Raw genomic sequence first — 16,072 nt, 5'->3', positions numbered from 1 at the left:
AAAAACTAGAGAAATTGCTGCTTAAAAAACAAGCGATGTCAAACTTAAATACATCAAATACCATAGGGCTGAATTTAGAATTATTTCACGTTCAAACCAATACTGGTTTTGAGTTACCAGCTAATTGTGTAGTATTTCATATTGGTAAACCAAACGATCAAATTACGCCAAATATTGATGTTTCCCGCTTACCAGATGCGAATATAGTTTCTCGAAACCACGCACAAATTCAAATACATGCTAATAATTACTTTATTGAAGATTTAGGTAGTTCTAATGGAACATTTGTAAATAATGTTAAGTTAGAACCGAGAAAGCCTTATCAAATAAATTTAGGAGATAAAATTAACCTGGGGCAAGAAGAAAAAGTCACATTTATCTTTCAAAAGAAAATCGAACAACAAAAAAATATTTTTACTCCTTTAAATCCCACAGAAATAGCAACTCAAATCGATCCTCTAAATAGGCAAACTCCAGTCAATGGCACAACCAAATTTATGGGTTTTGCTTTGATGGTTGCAGGAATCGTAATTTTAATCACAAATGTTCGAGTCGGGATATTTTTTGGAATTCCTGGTTTTTTGTTATGCATTTCCGGTATTTTTATCCTTTCTCAGCGGCGGATAGACCCCAACTTAGGATGGATTTTAATAGCATTAGGAATTGTAGTTATAACTCTGACTGGTAATGTATTTGTCTCAACTAGCTTTTTGAGTATTGTCTGTTCGTTTGCATTATTATTTGCCGGATATCAATTATTAAACACAGGAAAAGTATTGAATTATGATTTGCGATCGCTCCAAAATTTAAGGAGAAAATAAACCATCAATAATCTTGGATTTGGGATTTTGATTTTTCCACAAATCCCAAATCTCGAATTCAAAGTTCTCTGATTTTTAACTAATTATTACTCTCTGCTTTGGCTCTAATTAACCAGTCAGTATCTTGAGCGGCGATTTCTCGACCAGAGGAGTCTCCTAAGCGGTCTAGCGCCAATAAACAAGCATATTTCAAATCCCAAATTTGCGAATTTAGGCAAATTTTGAGTTCAGGAATTGCTTTTGGGTTCCCCAATTCACCAAGAGCAAGGGCACATGCAGCACGAGATTTTTGAAACTGGGGTTCGCGATTGTGCAAATTTTCCACTAACAAATCGTAAGCAGGAATATATTTGAGCCAACCCAATAGTTTCATCACATGATAATGAGCGCCATAATCGTTATATGCTTTATCTGCATAAGTCGCTAAAAGTGCTGCTGGCGCTTCCTGGTGATAGATATCAAGTAAAGTTTTTGTTGCTAAATAACACCGCCCAAAATCAGTTTGATAAAGTTCTTCAATCACAAAATTTAATACAGGCGTAACATCATATTCATGTACTAAATCAATATCTTTGGGACGATCGTATAATACTTGTTCTAAATAAGGTTGAACTTCTGCAAAAGTAATTTCACCCGCTGGAACTCCCGCATTTAAAAGCATCCGCAATCCTCGCAATCGGAACACCAAAGATACAGGACAACGGGCGATTTCTGGAATAGCTTTGTAATAGCGCGAATCAATTAAATCTTGAATACAACCGCGTCGTGCATTGACATTGGAACTCTGCAACAATGCTATTACCTCAGTTATTTGGGAATAATCACCCGTAAAACGACAAACTGTAGCGATCGCTGCACTACGGGTAGGTTCGTCCTCTACTACAGTAAATTTACGTATACGTTCCAAAGATGGTTGATAATTAGCACGAGCTAAAGTATGAATAATTACTCGATAAATTTGACCTGGTTTATCCAGTAATTGTGCAACTTCTTCCAGAATTTCCGGGTCTTTAGTCCCAATTTCGCCAATTGCCCATACTGAATTTTCCACAGTATAAATATCATCATCTTTGAGGCACTGACGAATCACAGGTAAGGCTGATTCAGCTTGCAATCGTCCCAAACTTTCCACAGCCTTGCGTCGGACAATACGGTGGTCTAACTCAGCCGGATTACTGGTTTCAATGGCCCTTATTAAAGCTGCAATGGATTGTTTTGTAGGGAAATTAATTAAATGGGAAACAGCAATGTATTTATCAGAAGCGTCTTCAAGTTGTTCTAAAGGTGTATTGATAATGGCGATGGCTTGTTCTTCTGTTAGTCCAAAAATGCTAAAAAATCGTTTATCCATTGATTTGTTAATTGCTGAGAAGAAGAAAGGGGAAAGGGGAAAGGGGAAAGGGGAAAGGGGAAAGGGAAAAGGAGGGATCTTTCTTTTGCCCAATGCCCAATGCCCAATGTCCAATCTAAAATCCAAAATCAATATGAGTGATTATTTAGACGATTACGAACTTAATAATCTTGATTTTTATCGGAAAAATCATGGATTACAACTTTATTACAATTGGTCTGGAGAAATTTGGTGGCAAGAAACACCAGAGAAGCCAAAAGAAAAATTGTTCTCTATTATTGGGATGAATGCAACAAAAGTATTTATCAAACCCGATTCTGAGTATGGTGAAGTCGGATATCGCATCAATAGAGAATTAGGTCTATTTTGTGAACCCAATACTCAAGAAATTTTACATTTTTGGCAATCGCCAACAACAAATCAATCAGTGCCAGTAGTACATATAGCTAACAGAATTGTTCAAGGTTCAATCAAGCCAAAGAAATTTGTCATACCTAAAGGAAAGCCATATCTCACCTCCGTAATGGAAATTCCTTTAGAATATCCCCATCCTTTAGCAGGAGATAGTAAATACTTAGATTATTGCCCTGGAGAAAAATTTCAGGCAGTTGAATATTTTATATCAAATGCCTGCCGACCGGATGTCACAGAAGTTCCTCCCGCTAAATGGGCACGAGATTGTCCTTGGATGCCTTGGATGAAATTAGGATATGGTCATCCAGCTAAATTAAGATTTGAAACCACAATATTCAGAGTTGATGCTTTTGAGCAACTCGATGCTAAATTAGTCAAACTCGTGAGAGAAAAAGTTCCAATTTATGAATTCACGCCTACAGAAAGCGATGAACCTAATATGACAAGTATTCAATACTTTAAAAAACACTTTGATTCCTACTTGCGTGGAGATATTTTTCCCTTAGAAGAAACCTCTTGATTTTTTTGTTAATTAGACAAGAGTACAAAAAGCACTTTTGCACTCTTGTGGTCAAAGGGATGCATCTTTATTGGGAAAGGGAAAATACCAAACATGCACCCCCTTTCCCCTGCCCCTTATCCCCAGAGGGGGCCCCCCCTTCCCCTTTTCCCAACTTCTCTTAGAAGTCTATTGTTGACGGTTAACTGTCAACGGTCAGCAATCAACTAACTTAAAGCCCAATAGCTTACTTATCAACTTTGACATCCCGTCTTTTGACGCATATCAGTAATTGACTCACAATTTAAATAATTTAAAAATCTTCCCTATCTAGAGAAAGATGTTTTTTAATTGAATCAAGTTTACTGAAAAAAATACAGATAAATTTTCTCCATTGCTTTCCAATGGTAGATTTATTTTAACTATGATGTATTAATATATCTTTTAATAATTCTCAATAATTAATATTGAATAGTTAACAATTAAAATTGAATGGCTTGATAATCTACATGTCAAAATGATTTTGGCTATTTAATGTGGACTAAGACGCACAAATACAAGGAATTTTAATAGAGGAATACAAGCATGGAATTTTTATCGGATTCCGTAGTGTTATCACGGATGCAATTTGCGCTGACTGCAATATTCCATATGCTTTGGCCTGTGTTGACCACAGGGATGGGAATTTATTTGGTTATCGTCGAGGGACTATGGCTCAAGACTCGTAACCCAGATTACTACCTCCATGCCCGCTTTTGGTCTAAGTTTTATCTCTTGAATTTTGGCATTGGTGTTGCAACTGGTATCCCGATGGAATTCCAATTTGGCACAAATTGGGCACCGTTTTCGGAGGCTGCGGGCAATTTTTTTGGTAGTGTCATTGGGTTTGAAGCCTCCTGGGCATTCATGTTGGAAGCTGCTTTTTTAGGTATTATGTTATTCGGCTGGGAACGTGTGAATCCCACTATTCATTATCTTTCAACAATTTTAGTTGCCGTTGGTGCTAACCTCTCAACCGTATGGATTTTGACGGCAAATTCTTGGATGCAAACTCCGGCGGGTGGGGAATTAGTCAATGGGAAGTTTATAGTCCACGATTATTTTCAAGCAATTTTAAATCCGTTCATGCTTAATAGTGTGCTGCACATGTTCTTTGCCACACTAGAAACTTCGTTGTTTGTGATTGGTGGAATTAGTGCTTGGTATATTCTCAAACAACGCCATCCTGCTTTCTTTTCCCGTTCATTGAAGATTGCTTTAGCAGCTGCTTTTGCAGTTGCCCCATTACAAATATACATCGGGCATTTGAGCGGCGAACAAGTCTATCATTATCAGCCCACAAAACTCGCAGCAATGGAAGCCCAATGGGAATCTTCACCTGCGGGACAGCCAGCAGATTGGAGTCTTGTGGCGATACCCAATGAAAAAGCCGAGAAAAATGATTGGGAAATCACCATTCCCAACGCACTGGGATACATTCTGGAATTCAAAAAGAACCTTTCCGAACCAGTGCGCGGTTTGAAGGAGTGGAAAAGTGAGGATCGGCCTCATTTAGTAGGTTTAATTTACTACGCTTTCCGCACAATGATTGCCATTGGGTTTTTCTTTGCTGGATTAATGTTATTGAGTACTCTGCAATGGTTACGCGGTAAACTCTCAGCAGAAAACATTACTCAACAGCGGTGGTTAATGCGGGCTTGGATATTATCAGCTCCTTTGGGATACATTGCCGTAGAATCAGGCTGGATTGTGCGCTGTGTTGGTAGACAACCTTGGACACTCTACGGCCAAATTCGCACAGTTGATGCCGCTTCCCGTCTACCCGCAAGCAATGTTTTAATATCATTGACTGGCTTTGTCACAGTGTACAGCCTTTTATTTATCGCAGTTTTGTACTTCGGTAGCCGTATTCTCCGCAGAGGGCCAAACCTCGACTTACCAGTTCCAGGTGTGGAAATTAGCAAACCCGCAGTAGATACTACTCCTGGTGAGTTTGTTCCAGATGAACGTCCTGTGGAAGCACAGCAGTGAATTTCGTTTGAAAATGGGGAGGTGGGGAGGTGGGGAGGTGGGGAGATGGGGAGATGGGGAGATGGGGAGATGGGGAGATGAGGGAGAGAGTAATTCTTCTTTCTCCCCATCCCCCCATCCCCTTATCCCCCCCATACCACATAGCCTTATTTAATAGGAGAAATTATGGAAACATTAGAGTATTTTTTGCCGCAAGTATGGTTTGTGATTTTAGCTCTTTTTCTATTCCTTTATGTAATGTTAGATGGATTTGATTTAGGGGTGGGGATATTATCTCTGACCTCTTCAGATGAAGAACGGCGCAGCATTTTGATGACCAGTTTAAGCAATATTTGGGATGCTAATGAAACTTGGCTAGTTTTAATGGGAGGCGGTCTTTTTGGTGCGTTTCCTTTAGCTTATGCCACAATTTTGAATGCCTTATACATTCCGATTTTTTTAATGGTGTTTGGGTTTATTTTTCGTGGTGTGGCGTTTGAGTTTCGTGAATTAGCAAACCGCAAATTGTTTTGGAATTTCGCTTTTGGTGCTGGGAGTTTTACTGCTGCACTCGGTCAAGGATTCGCCCTTGGTGCTGTGCTGGCGGGGATTAATGTTGATGATACGGGACACTTTATCGGCAAAACTTGGGACTGGTTAAATATACCATCGGTGCTAGTGGCTTTAACTTTAATTCAAGGATATGTATTAATTGGTTCAACTTATTTGATTTGGAAAACTACAGGGGAATTGCAGGAAACTCATTACAAAACTGCCAAAATTGCTGCTTGGACGACTTTAATTGGTGCAATTTTCATTACAGTTACAACACCGATAATTTATGAGAATGCGCGTTCACGCTTGTTTCAGCAACCTTTAGTTTATATTTTTGCCATCATTCCTTTGTTGGGAGTTTGGTTGATTTGGCAACTATTGAAGAGTATAGAACGCAAACAAGAAAGAGCGCCTTTTGTTTGGACAATTTTGTTGTTTGTACTATCTTTTATTGGGTTGGGATTAATTGTTTTCCCTTACATTATTCCTAATAAAATTACTATCTATGAAGCGTCTGCCGATGCGAGTTCGTTGGTCATTATGATTATTTTTATTGGGTTTCTTATTCCTGTAATGCTGTTTTATAACCTTTACCAATATATTGTTTTTCGAGGTAAAGTAACTGGACGTAGCTATGGTGAATAAAGTATGAATTCTGAATTCTTAGCTTTGATTTTCTCAACCTAACAATTGGTCTACCGCTACACTAAAACCCAATAATACTTTTTGAATCCTAACTACATCAACAGCTTTAAACCCCAAAACTTGCAAGCCTCTATTTTGATGAATTAAATGTACAACCTATGAAGTACTTTTTTTAAATCATGACCAAATCATTGTCTACTTCTTCTAATTCATAACCATTAGTGAGTTTAGCGATCGCTTGGTCAATCATTTCTAAACCGCGATCTACGGTTTCAATGACACTTAGTTGTCCTCGTAATTCCGCAGCACCGACAAAGCCCTTAGCATACCAAGTCATGTGTTTGCGGGCTTGACGAACACCGCGATCGCCTTTATATTCCCACAAGGCTTGTAAATGATCTCTGGCACATTGCAAGCGTTCGATTGGGGTTGGCGGCGGTAATATTTCTCCAGTTTTGAGAAAATGATCGATTTCTCCCACCAAAAACGGATAACCCAAAGTTCCACGGGAACACATCACACCATCAGCACCGGTTTGTTCTAAACATTTCACCGCCGCCTCAATGGAAAAAATATCTCCATTGGCAATTACTGGAATCGCAAGTATTTCCTTGACACGGGCAATCCATTCCCAACGCGCATTACCATTGTATCCTTGGGCACGAGTGCGACCGTGTACTGTAATCATTGTTGCCCCTGCATCTTCCATCCGCTTGGCAAAGTCGAGAATAGTAATTTCTTTGTCATTCCAGCCAATACGGGTTTTCACTGTCACAGGAACATCCACAGCTTTCACCACTTCTCGTACAATTGCTTCTGCAACTTCTGGTTGGCGCAACAGAGAAGAACCGCCTCCATTTTTGGTGATTTTATTTACCGGACAACCCATATTAATATCAACAGTATCAGCGCCTTCTGCAACTGCCTTTACTGCTGCTTCTGCAAGGAAATCTGGACGACAATCAAATAATTGAATGCTAATTGGGCGTTCGTTGGGGTCTACCTCCATGATTTTGGGCAATTGTTTAACATAATGTAACCCAGTAGCATTGACCATTTCGGTGTACATCATGGAATCGGGTGCATAACGACGCACCAAGCGCCGAAATACCAAATCTGTGACCCCAGACAAAGGGGACTGGAGAACCCGGCTTTTGACCTCGAAGGAACCAATTTTTAAAGGTTGAGAAAGTCTAGCTTGGAGAATGGGAGACAGGGAAATCATACGATAAATTAAAGATTCAAAATTGCGATGCCGAAAATTTTCAGCATATTTAAGACTGGTTATTGGATTTGTTAATTACATCTTCTCAGATTTTCTCTTGAGTTATATTGTTTCAGCATCTTGAGACGGAGATTGTTTTTGGATTTCTTGCTGTACCTCTTCTAAATTCAAACCTAACTCTTTTGCTGTTTCTTCAAAACTCAATCCCAACCTCAACAATAAAGGAATCATTCTCAATTTTGCTTCACGCACCCCTTCTAGCTTCCCTTCTAGCTTCCCTTCTAGCTTCCCTTCTTGCTTTGCTTCTTGATAAACTCGTGTTTGTTTTAAATCACTTAATCCAAACATTCCTTCAATTTCCTCCCGACTCATACTTGGAAACTTGTAAACCAAAATTGTCTCTATTAATTCTAATAACTGCCGCCGTTGTGGTTCAATGTTGATTTCTTGCCTGGTTCTGTCTATTAACTGTATGGCAGCTGTAATTGCTGTATCCTGATTATCGATTACTAATTTCATCGTAGCAATTCCAACAGGCAATGATGCAGTTTCACCTAATTCGTTAAGATAAATGCAACTGATACGCTGGCTAGCGAAAAGTTCACTGTAATTCTTGATGTCTGCTGTATCTAAACTGCGATTGGGATAGATAACCACTCCCCGCCAAGAATTTTTAGGTTGATTTTGACGTAAGTACAAATAAATTTCTGAAATTAGCCGCGAATAAATTTCTGTATCAGTTTGAAATTGGACTTCAACAAAATAGATCGGGTTTTCTTCTCCTTGGGTTGGCAGAAAAACACCATCAATGCGGAACGCAGTTTGTTTAATTTCTATTGAAGAGAATTGATAACCTGCTGCGGTTTGCGGTGGGTTGCCAATTAATTCAAAAAATATACTAGGAAATTCTTGAAAAAGACGGTAAAAAATGCTGTCAGTTTTCACTTTTGATGTGTTATGCAGATTTGCAGTCTTGTGATTTTATCGTAGTAATATCATGTCCGGATAATTAGTTATGCCACAGCCATTGCACCCCACCCCTTAATCCCCTGCCCTTGCTAAGAAGAGCAAAGACAAAGCTACGCTTTGGCTGTTTGGGGTTTTTCGGATTTAATAAATAATCAAGCGGACATGATATAATATCAAATTTTTTCCCAGTTACCAGTCCCTATTTTTAAGGCAGGTCTGGTTTTTAATCCAAAATCTAAAATCCAAGATTGGTATAAGCCGACTACCGCGATCGCGCCGTCGGCATACAAATTGATTTAACCGCGAGTTGCACCTTGAGGAGGATGAGAGGCAACTTTTTTGGCTAAACCCAAAGTCTGCAAAACTTTGATACTCCACCAAGTAATATCAATTTCCCACCAAGATAAGCCAGATTTTGCCATGTGGGGATAAGTATGATGGTTGTTGTGCCATCCTTCACCGTAGGTGACAAGGGATACCCACCACAAATTACGAGCGCCATCATTAGCATCAAAGGTACGATAACCCCACAAATGTGATGCAGAGTTGACAAACCAAGTTGAGTGCCAAAGCAAGACGCATCTGACAAACATTCCGTAGATGACAAAAGACCACCCCCCTAAAGCATATAACAGCAGCCCGAAGGGAATTTGTAACAGTAGGAAATAACGATCTAACCAGCGATAGAAAGGTTGTCTTGCTAAATCTGGGGCATACTTTTGATAGGTTTCGTAGTCAAAAAACTCTGGACGCGGGTAGAAAATCCACAGCATGTGACTCCACCAAAATCCTCGTTGAGCAGAGTAGGGGTCTAGGTTGATATCTTCGGTGTGGGCGTGATGCTGGCGGTGTCCACCCACCCAAAAAATTGGCCCCCCTTGCAAAGCTAGGGCCCCAATGGTGGCAATAATGTATTCTAACCACTTGGGAACTTGAAAACTCCGATGGCTAAGCAGTCTATGATATCCCAAGCAAATACCAATACTGCCAAATAACCAGTGGAGAAATATCAGCAAGCCTAATGCTGACCAAGAAAAAAACCAAGGAGCCAGAAGTGCTAAGACATGGAATGTGGTAAAAAATGCTACGTTACTCCAACTCAGTTGAGGAGGATTTGCTTTCTCAGGGATGGTGTCTTTGCCGAGCGCTCCAAAATTTGTGGTCATAAAAATTCCTGTTGATGGACGATCCAGCGATTTGCCTTTTCTCCCAAGGTTTTTCCAATACATACACCAAATGGTTAGAGTGAGCTAGGGTCATCTTGGGGTTTTTCCCATTAGCAACTAGCAAACCGATAGGATACACTCAAGCAAGTATCGCTTACATTTTATCCTAGCAATACTCTTCTCATGATGCAAGTGCTACTTGCATATTCCTATGTCTTCTCAACTGATTTCAACTCGTCAACGACTGATCCAAGCTGCACTTGAGTTATTTACCACTCAGGGAGTTAGTGCTACCACAACCCGCCAAATAGCTGAAAAAGCTGAAGTCAACGAAGTGACTTTATTTCGCAATTTTGGCAATAAACATGGACTACTTTTGGCTGTGCTGGAAGAGTCCGCAGCTTTCAAAAATTTAGGTGAGTCGCTGGTGCGGCGGGCAACTCCTCCGGGTAATGTTTACCAAGCTCTCAAAGATTATGCAAGTGATAGCTTACATGCTTTAGAACGAGTACCAGAGTTTGTTCGCTCTGTGGTGGGAGAAGCCGATCAATTCCCGGCAGAAAATCGCCGTGCCTTAGGCAGGGGTGTAACAGAGGCAAACCGTTATGTGGCGCAGTATTTAGCTACCATCATCCAGCAAGGACACTTTAACACCTATCTACCCGCAGAGAAATTAGCCAGTTTGCTCAATGGGATGATTTTAGGATATGCCGTAATTGAATTTACTAGTGAATTTCATGAACTTTGGGAAGATCGGGATGATTTTTTAGAGAATTTAGTAGAGTTATTTTTACACGGGGCGATGTCATCCTCAGGGGAATCAGCGACTAATTCCTTACAAGGAAGCGTAATGGCCGCAGAAATAGCTGATTTGCCTGCTAATTTAGTTCATATAATTTTGCAACAAGCCAAAAAATGGGGACTACGAGATTATGCCTTAGCTTACGTGTTATTTGGTGCTGGGTTATCGCCCACAGAAATAATTAACTTAGAGCGATCGCACCAAATTTACGATACTCAAGGATACTTCTTGCAAATTACAATTCCCGGACTTGTGCGACAAGTACCGGTTAACCAGTGGATTTTAGGCAAACGCTATGGCTCTTACACTAACAACCCTTTAATTAAATGGGTGAAAAGCCGTAAAGACAATCAAACAGCCATGTTTCTTAATGAAACAGGCAAACCAATTTCTGAATCAGAACTTCAGACACGTTGGCAAACATGGAGCCAAGGATTACTAACGCCCCAAGGAGAACCGCCAGTCATCGTCCAAGCACAACAAACTTGGCGAGTAGAAATGTTAATGCGGGGAATTACCTTAGAAAACTTGAGTATTTTAACAGGTTGCGATCGCACCCAACTACAACCCTATGCCCGTCGAGCCAAAGAAAAAGCCGCCCTAGAGCAAGCGACTCGTTTGGATAATAAATTGGGATAGGGAGGTGGGGAGGTCTGACAGGTGTAGGTTTTTTACAAGGGTGTGAGTGTTCATTCTCAAAGCTAGAAAATAAAAGTTGAAAACCAGAGTGTGGATGAGACTCAAATGCTGAAAAATGAGTATCTCAAACAATGGACAGGCCGCTGCTGGGAGTAATTTCCAATGGGTTTCAAGTGATAGTCACGGCTGACCGTGGACTATATGCCGACTGGTTATATCAACTAATTGTCGATGCTGGCTGGCATCCATTTTTACGAGTTAACCATCAAGGAACTTATCGAACGTCTTTGGTTAGCGATCGCATCGCAGTTTCTACTCTTTGGATGGTCATGCTTGGTGGTGAAGCTGAAAATCAATTATCTCCCCCAAATCTAGAAACACTTCCTCCTCGCCACATCGTATTTTCTCAACCTCTTAACCTTCACTCTCAACGTCATATCTGTTGTTTTCTCCAGGGATTGTTAACCCTGATTGCTAATTTACTTAACCATGTTCCTATTCAACTTCATCGCTCTTCGTTCTTTCCCTTCTACTCCTGTTGACGATTTCTACTGTTTTAACTCCTCCTAAGTGTAAAAAACCTACACCTGTCAGCCCATCTCCCCCACCTCGCTACACTGTCATAAAAAATACAAAAATTTGTGGATTCTCCTGAGGTACCATATGTTTGGAATAATACAATTTGTAGGGGTGGACTATGTACCCCTAATTTTTTTTGTAAAATACAATAGACTTCTTGCAAAAGTAGGGAAAAGGATAAAAAACCTTTTCCCTTTAACCTTTTTCTTTTTCCACTCCTCTATTACAAAAGTATTTTTGCAAGATTTCTAATACATAAACTTAAATTTAGTAGCGAAGGAACCAAAAGCATGGTTGTTTATAGTCCTCAAGCCATCCGTCATTTATTAATTGGACTGGGATATTTAGCTCCTGAAATCGATCCTAATCCCGATGCTCAATTTGCTCCTTGGAAGCGAAATAATAACCCTTTAACGGACGATCCTACCGAAGAAGCCATTAAAAAGTTTCAAAAACAGTATCCACAAAAACTTGTAGTTAATGGTAACGCCGATGCACAAACTAGAGAAGTAATAGAGGATATAATCAAAGGGCTTCAAAATAGATTGAAGTTTCACGGTTTTGCAACCAATACTGAAATTCCTGCGGATCAGCCTTTTTATGGGCCAGCCACTTATAAAGCAGTAAAGAAATTTCAAAAATCTCAAGGTTTAACTGAAAATGGTATTGCTAGTGTTGAACAGCGTCAAATTCTCCAGCAACCAACTCTGACGCCAAATAAACCCCAGCCTCAGCCTCAAACCAAGTTGATAGACTTGTGCTTGCAATTCAAAAAGAACCCTAAAAATCCTTCTTATATTGCAGCCCTAAATAACTTACAACAAAATCTCCCCAAGGATGTTTTACAAAAGGTTACTAATAAATGGAGAGGAACAAACGATCAAAATCCTGAACTTGTAAAGCTGACAAATGTATTTACTTATTATGATGAAAACAATTTCAATCATCGTGATGCACTTAATCACTTACAAAGTCAGATAACCCCAGCCATTTATAAAGAATTTATTGCTATCTGGAATAAAAAATAAACAAATAAGTGGTTGACGGTTGACGGTTGACTGTTAACTGTTAACCACCACAATTATTTATCTAATTTAGAGGATGTTTGAAAAGTCATAAAAATTTGTACAGTTCTTGATTTGATAACTCGTTTACCTATCGAAGTTTGGTTTCACACTAATCCAGCAGCATCGGACACTAATTTTGAAGTAGCATTATTAAATTTACTGCCTGCTAAAACTCTGATTTTACTTGACAGAGGTTTTTATCATTTCCATTTTTTGCAACAACTTATTAACCAACAAGTTAATTTTATTACTCGCTTAAAAGCCAAAGCACCTATTAAATACTTAAAGATTTTCAGTTATAGGAATCCGATTTGATTAATGAACATATTTGTGTGGTGCGCGTTCGCGCAGCGCAAGCGCGATAGGGAGGTAACTCTTACCAGGAAAAAAAGAATTTATGGGTGTACTGAGTTTTTTCTCCAAATCAAATATGAGTCCTATATAACCATTCTGTTAAAGACCGATTGATTCAACTTGGTACTGTTCGTAATGGCGCACCAGTACTTACTTTGCGCTATTTTCAAGACAGTTAAATTCACGTTAAATTAAACGAAAAATGTATCAACTGGTACAGAGCCAAAAGCGGGTAATGTACCATAAGTTTGTAAGTCAATCAACAAATCGCTACTCGCTTGAAATCCTGCGATACCATCGTTGACAACTAGGTATAAATCAAGACCATTATGGACTATAGCGGCACTATTAAGACCCAGAGCTTGGTTACCTGCCAGTTTTCCGTTAGCATCAATAAATACCTGTTTTACTAGGTCTAGTTGCGTTTCATAGTAATAGTTGTCTGCTGCACGAGTTAAGCTGACTGGTTTTCCTAAAGCTGTACCATTTGCAGCAAGTAAGTCAATTTTATCGCTGCCAATGGAAAAACCACTTATTACATCAGCAGCTAAAGCTGAAGATTCTCCAAACTGGAAAACGTAAATATTATTGTTGTCTATGTCATCTGCAAAAAAGTCTTCTCCAGCCCCACCATTGAAGATATCTTTGCCAGTGATACTATCAAGATAATCGTTGCCATTTCCTCCGTTAATTACATCATTGCCTCCTCCGGCATAAAGGTAATCATCTCCATCTCCACCGTTGAGGGTGTCGTTTCCTTCTTGGCCATAAATAACGTCATTACCTGCTAGTCCACTCAGTATATTGTTGGCACTATTACCTGTAATTTGATTCTTGAGATTATTTCCTGTGCCGTTGATATTGCCGCCACTACCAACGAGTTGCAAATTTTCGAGATTGGCTGCCAAGGTGTATGTAGCAGAAGATTCGACTGTATCAAAATCTGTGGTTGAGGTTTCGACAATTACATCTAAAGTATTATCAACTATGTAATTATCATCTCCTAAGCCGCCGATTAAAGTATCAACACCTCCCTTACCATCAAGGATGTCAAATCCTGCTCCGCCGTTGAGAGTGTTATTAGCACTATTTCCAGTAATCTTATTATTTAAACCGTTGCCTGTACCGTTAATGGCAGCAGTTCCCGTAAGAGTCAATTCTTCTAGATTTGCTCCTAAAGTATAAGTAACAGAAGACAGAACTCTATCATATTCATAGGTTGAAGTGGATGTTTCGGAAATTACATCTCCAACGTTATCTACAACGTAAGCATCTCCGCCAGTACCGCCAATGAGAATGTCTTGTCCGGCTTTACCATCCAGGAAATCATAGCCATCGCCACCAATGAGGCGATCGCTTTGAGTACCACCTAATAATGAATCATCACTAGCACCACCATCTAATGTAACTGAACCTAAACTAAATCCAGATGCGTCTAGAATATTCCAGGTATTACCACCAGTGAGTTGAGCTTGTTCAATACCAAGGAGTACATCAACGCCATTGGCTATTAGGCGATCGTTGGTGAGAATAAATTTAGCTAAATCACCCGATTCTACTACTTTATCAATACCTGCTCCACCATTAAGCAAATCGCTGTCAGCCCCACCAGTCAAGATATCATTGCCATCTCCACCATTGAGAGTATCGTCACCTGCGCCACCAATTAAGGTATCGTTACCAGCTTTACCATTGATAGTATTTTCTTCATTTCCTCCAGTCAATTTCTCGCTAACATCAGTGCCATTAATCACCGTACCCGGCAAAGAAGGCGAGGGAATTGAAATTCTGAGATTATATAATCCAGTGGCACTACTGCCATAGTATGCAGCACCAACAACAGCAAAAAAATAAGTCCCAGTTTGTAAAGAAGTGAGGTCAATTCTCTCTGTAAATGGGTAATTAGGTAATTGGTAACTAGTCACACTGTCATAGCTATCAGTTGCAGCGTTGTACTTGAATAAAACCACATCATAGGTAGCCTTAATATTGACAACATCAGGCGAAGACAGTTCAATGTAACTGTTGACAGGTGCTGTACTATCTAGTTTAAAACTATACCAATCAATATCATTTGTCGATGCATTGGAAGAAAGATTAGTTAAAATTCCTGTACCTGTATTAGTCCCTTTTATTGAACCTAAATTAACCGCTAATTCAGCAAGATTATTATTCTCTTTGTCGATAAAACCCAAATTTTTAGCCATGATTTATTCTCCTGGTATCATTGTTTCGATTACGGTTAAATAGATATATCGATGTTTATGAGGTACAGCAACAGATTCCAATTCAAAGTTTAAAAACTATCCTTGAAATTGGTGTACCTCATGTACCTCAAAAGCGCTGTAATTTAGAGTTATCAATAACAGATAAATTTAATTTATTTATTTCTTTGCGTTAATTTCTTGATATTTCTAAGACTAGAAAACAAAAGGGGAGAATTAGGGGAGATAAGTAGAAGGACTAAATTAAACCTAACTCGATCTCGCCGGGTTTCGACTGCGCTCAACCCTCTTAGAATAAGCTTACCGAGCATTGAGCGAAGTCGAAATGCGTCTTCTAAATAATTGTGTCCACCTACTTAATTTAAAGAAGAATTCAGAAGCGTGATGTGATTTGTAGTTTTCTGTCTATTTCAGCAATTAAGTTTAACCCGGCATCTGATGTTACTTGTCCACCCTGGAAATTAACTACGACTGTAGGCAATTTTGGCTGCTCAAATCTGAACTGTTTTGGTATCGATCGCCTTACTGCTTTGGTCATAGTTTATAACTGCTGAAATGCTTGTCATATATACATTTTTGCAGTTTTTGACTTCTTTTTCAGAGTTGGTGAGAAATCCGGGATCAAGCTGTTGCCTTTGTGTTACTTTTATCTGACAATCTGAAAATAAGCGTCAATTACACATCAGATTGGAGGATTTAACCCATGACTTTCAATCCTACACCCACAATTCGTCTTGGGTTAGTATCCCAG

The 16,072-nt window shown here is 39.4% G+C and carries 14 protein-coding genes and 1 pseudogene; 9 read left to right on the top strand and 6 right to left on the bottom strand.

Annotation, left to right across the window (positions count from 1 at the left end):
• The first annotated feature begins 35 nt into the window (after window positions 1–35).
• Window positions 36–821: an FHA domain-containing protein gene (locus VF06_RS21120; RefSeq protein ID WP_099071314.1), complete on the top strand. Its 786-nt coding sequence runs from the start codon at window positions 36–38 to the stop codon at window positions 819–821.
• Window positions 822–900: 79 nt separating this feature from the next.
• Here the strand turns inward: VF06_RS21120 and cpeY are convergent, their stop codons facing one another.
• Window positions 901–2,172, bottom strand: coding sequence for a C-phycoerythrin alpha-cysteine-82 phycoerythrobilin lyase CpeY (gene cpeY, locus VF06_RS21115; protein WP_099071313.1), 1,272 nt, complete (start codon window positions 2,170–2,172; stop codon window positions 901–903).
• A gap of 133 nt (window positions 2,173–2,305) precedes the next feature.
• Between cpeY and VF06_RS21110 the strand changes: the two genes are divergently transcribed.
• The 4 genes from VF06_RS21110 (at window position 2,306) to cydB (ending at window position 6,295) form a co-directional block, all read left to right on the top strand.
• Window positions 2,306–3,106: a DUF1838 family protein gene (locus VF06_RS21110; protein ID WP_099071985.1), complete on the top strand. Its 801-nt coding sequence runs from the start codon at window positions 2,306–2,308 to the stop codon at window positions 3,104–3,106.
• Window positions 3,107–3,670: 564 nt separating this feature from the next.
• The gene (locus VF06_RS21105) at window positions 3,671–5,116 is read left to right on the top strand and encodes a cytochrome ubiquinol oxidase subunit I (RefSeq protein WP_099071983.1); all 1,446 of its coding nucleotides are present in this window, start codon (window positions 3,671–3,673) and stop codon (window positions 5,114–5,116) included.
• A 13-nt stretch (window positions 5,117–5,129) separates the two neighbouring features.
• Window positions 5,130–5,270 carry a hypothetical protein gene (locus VF06_RS42130; RefSeq protein ID WP_180267876.1) on the top strand — a complete coding sequence of 47 codons (141 nt, stop codon included), beginning with the start codon at window positions 5,130–5,132 and terminating at the stop codon, window positions 5,268–5,270.
• Between the two features lie 11 nt (window positions 5,271–5,281).
• Window positions 5,282–6,295 carry a cytochrome d ubiquinol oxidase subunit II gene (gene cydB / locus VF06_RS21095; protein WP_099071982.1) on the top strand — a complete coding sequence of 338 codons (1,014 nt, stop codon included), beginning with the start codon at window positions 5,282–5,284 and terminating at the stop codon, window positions 6,293–6,295.
• A gap of 172 nt (window positions 6,296–6,467) precedes the next feature.
• Here the strand turns inward: cydB and dusB are convergent, their stop codons facing one another.
• From dusB to VF06_RS21080, 3 genes are all read right to left on the bottom strand, one after another.
• Complete coding sequence (gene dusB / locus VF06_RS21090; RefSeq protein WP_099071981.1) at window positions 6,468–7,520, bottom strand: tRNA dihydrouridine synthase DusB; 1,053 nt, start codon at window positions 7,518–7,520, stop codon at window positions 6,468–6,470.
• A gap of 102 nt (window positions 7,521–7,622) precedes the next feature.
• A complete protein-coding gene (locus VF06_RS21085; protein ID WP_099071980.1) occupies window positions 7,623–8,465 on the bottom strand; it encodes an Rpn family recombination-promoting nuclease/putative transposase in 843 nt (280 codons plus the stop codon).
• A 320-nt stretch (window positions 8,466–8,785) separates the two neighbouring features.
• Window positions 8,786–9,655 (bottom strand): acyl-CoA desaturase, encoded by an 870-nt coding sequence (locus VF06_RS21080; protein ID WP_099071979.1) that lies wholly within the window; start codon window positions 9,653–9,655, stop codon window positions 8,786–8,788.
• 211 nt (window positions 9,656–9,866) lie between these two features.
• On the opposite strand from VF06_RS21080, the gene VF06_RS21075 reads away from it, so the two are divergent.
• The 4 genes from VF06_RS21075 (at window position 9,867) to VF06_RS43515 (ending at window position 13,057) form a co-directional block, all read left to right on the top strand.
• On the top strand, window positions 9,867–11,096 hold the full coding sequence (locus VF06_RS21075) for a TetR family transcriptional regulator (protein ID WP_099071978.1): 1,230 nt from the start codon (window positions 9,867–9,869) through the stop codon (window positions 11,094–11,096).
• Between the two features lie 131 nt (window positions 11,097–11,227).
• Window positions 11,228–11,638 carry a hypothetical protein gene (locus VF06_RS42125; RefSeq protein WP_218963855.1) on the top strand — a complete coding sequence of 137 codons (411 nt, stop codon included), beginning with the start codon at window positions 11,228–11,230 and terminating at the stop codon, window positions 11,636–11,638.
• Window positions 11,639–11,965: 327 nt separating this feature from the next.
• Entirely contained in the window at window positions 11,966–12,703 is a 738-nt protein-coding gene (locus VF06_RS21060) for a peptidoglycan-binding domain-containing protein (RefSeq protein ID WP_099071977.1), read from the top strand.
• Window positions 12,704–12,790: 87 nt separating this feature from the next.
• Window positions 12,791–13,057: a transposase gene (locus VF06_RS43515; protein WP_143861792.1), complete on the top strand. Its 267-nt coding sequence runs from the start codon at window positions 12,791–12,793 to the stop codon at window positions 13,055–13,057.
• A gap of 230 nt (window positions 13,058–13,287) precedes the next feature.
• Here the strand turns inward: VF06_RS43515 and VF06_RS21050 are convergent, their stop codons facing one another.
• Window positions 13,288–15,303 carry a calcium-binding protein gene (locus VF06_RS21050; RefSeq protein ID WP_099071975.1) on the bottom strand — a complete coding sequence of 672 codons (2,016 nt, stop codon included), beginning with the start codon at window positions 15,301–15,303 and terminating at the stop codon, window positions 13,288–13,290.
• Window positions 15,304–15,697: 394 nt separating this feature from the next.
• Window positions 15,698–15,859, bottom strand: a pseudogene (locus VF06_RS39365) (IS1380 family transposase); the annotation flags it as partial.
• Window positions 15,860–16,072: the final 213 nt, after the last annotated feature.

The organism is Nostoc linckia z4 (assembly GCF_002608075.1).
GTDB classification, from domain to species: Bacteria; Cyanobacteriota; Cyanobacteriia; order Cyanobacteriales; family Nostocaceae; genus Nostoc; species Nostoc linckia.
This window is presented reverse-complemented; position numbering and strand designations above follow the sequence as displayed.

What these genes read in the sequence shown, in the direction of transcription:
- VF06_RS21080 (WP_099071979.1), bottom strand. Translation starts at nt 9,655, where the DNA reads ATGACCACAAATTTTGGAGCGCTCGGCAAAGACACCATCCCTGAGAAA.
- cpeY (WP_099071313.1), bottom strand. Translation starts at nt 2,172, where the DNA reads ATGGATAAACGATTTTTTAGCATTTTTGGACTAACAGAAGAACAAGCC.
- VF06_RS42130 (WP_180267876.1), top strand. Translation starts at nt 5,130, where the DNA reads ATGGGGAGGTGGGGAGGTGGGGAGGTGGGGAGATGGGGAGATGGGGAG.
- VF06_RS21110 (WP_099071985.1), top strand. Translation starts at nt 2,306, where the DNA reads ATGAGTGATTATTTAGACGATTACGAACTTAATAATCTTGATTTTTAT.
- VF06_RS21105 (WP_099071983.1), top strand. Translation starts at nt 3,671, where the DNA reads ATGGAATTTTTATCGGATTCCGTAGTGTTATCACGGATGCAATTTGCG.
- dusB (WP_099071981.1), bottom strand. Translation starts at nt 7,520, where the DNA reads ATGATTTCCCTGTCTCCCATTCTCCAAGCTAGACTTTCTCAACCTTTA.
- cydB (WP_099071982.1), top strand. Translation starts at nt 5,282, where the DNA reads ATGGAAACATTAGAGTATTTTTTGCCGCAAGTATGGTTTGTGATTTTA.
- VF06_RS21075 (WP_099071978.1), top strand. Translation starts at nt 9,867, where the DNA reads ATGTCTTCTCAACTGATTTCAACTCGTCAACGACTGATCCAAGCTGCA.
- VF06_RS21050 (WP_099071975.1), bottom strand. Translation starts at nt 15,303, where the DNA reads ATGGCTAAAAATTTGGGTTTTATCGACAAAGAGAATAATAATCTTGCT.
- VF06_RS21060 (WP_099071977.1), top strand. Translation starts at nt 11,966, where the DNA reads ATGGTTGTTTATAGTCCTCAAGCCATCCGTCATTTATTAATTGGACTG.
- VF06_RS42125 (WP_218963855.1), top strand. Translation starts at nt 11,228, where the DNA reads ATGGACAGGCCGCTGCTGGGAGTAATTTCCAATGGGTTTCAAGTGATA.
- VF06_RS21120 (WP_099071314.1), top strand. Translation starts at nt 36, where the DNA reads ATGTCAAACTTAAATACATCAAATACCATAGGGCTGAATTTAGAATTA.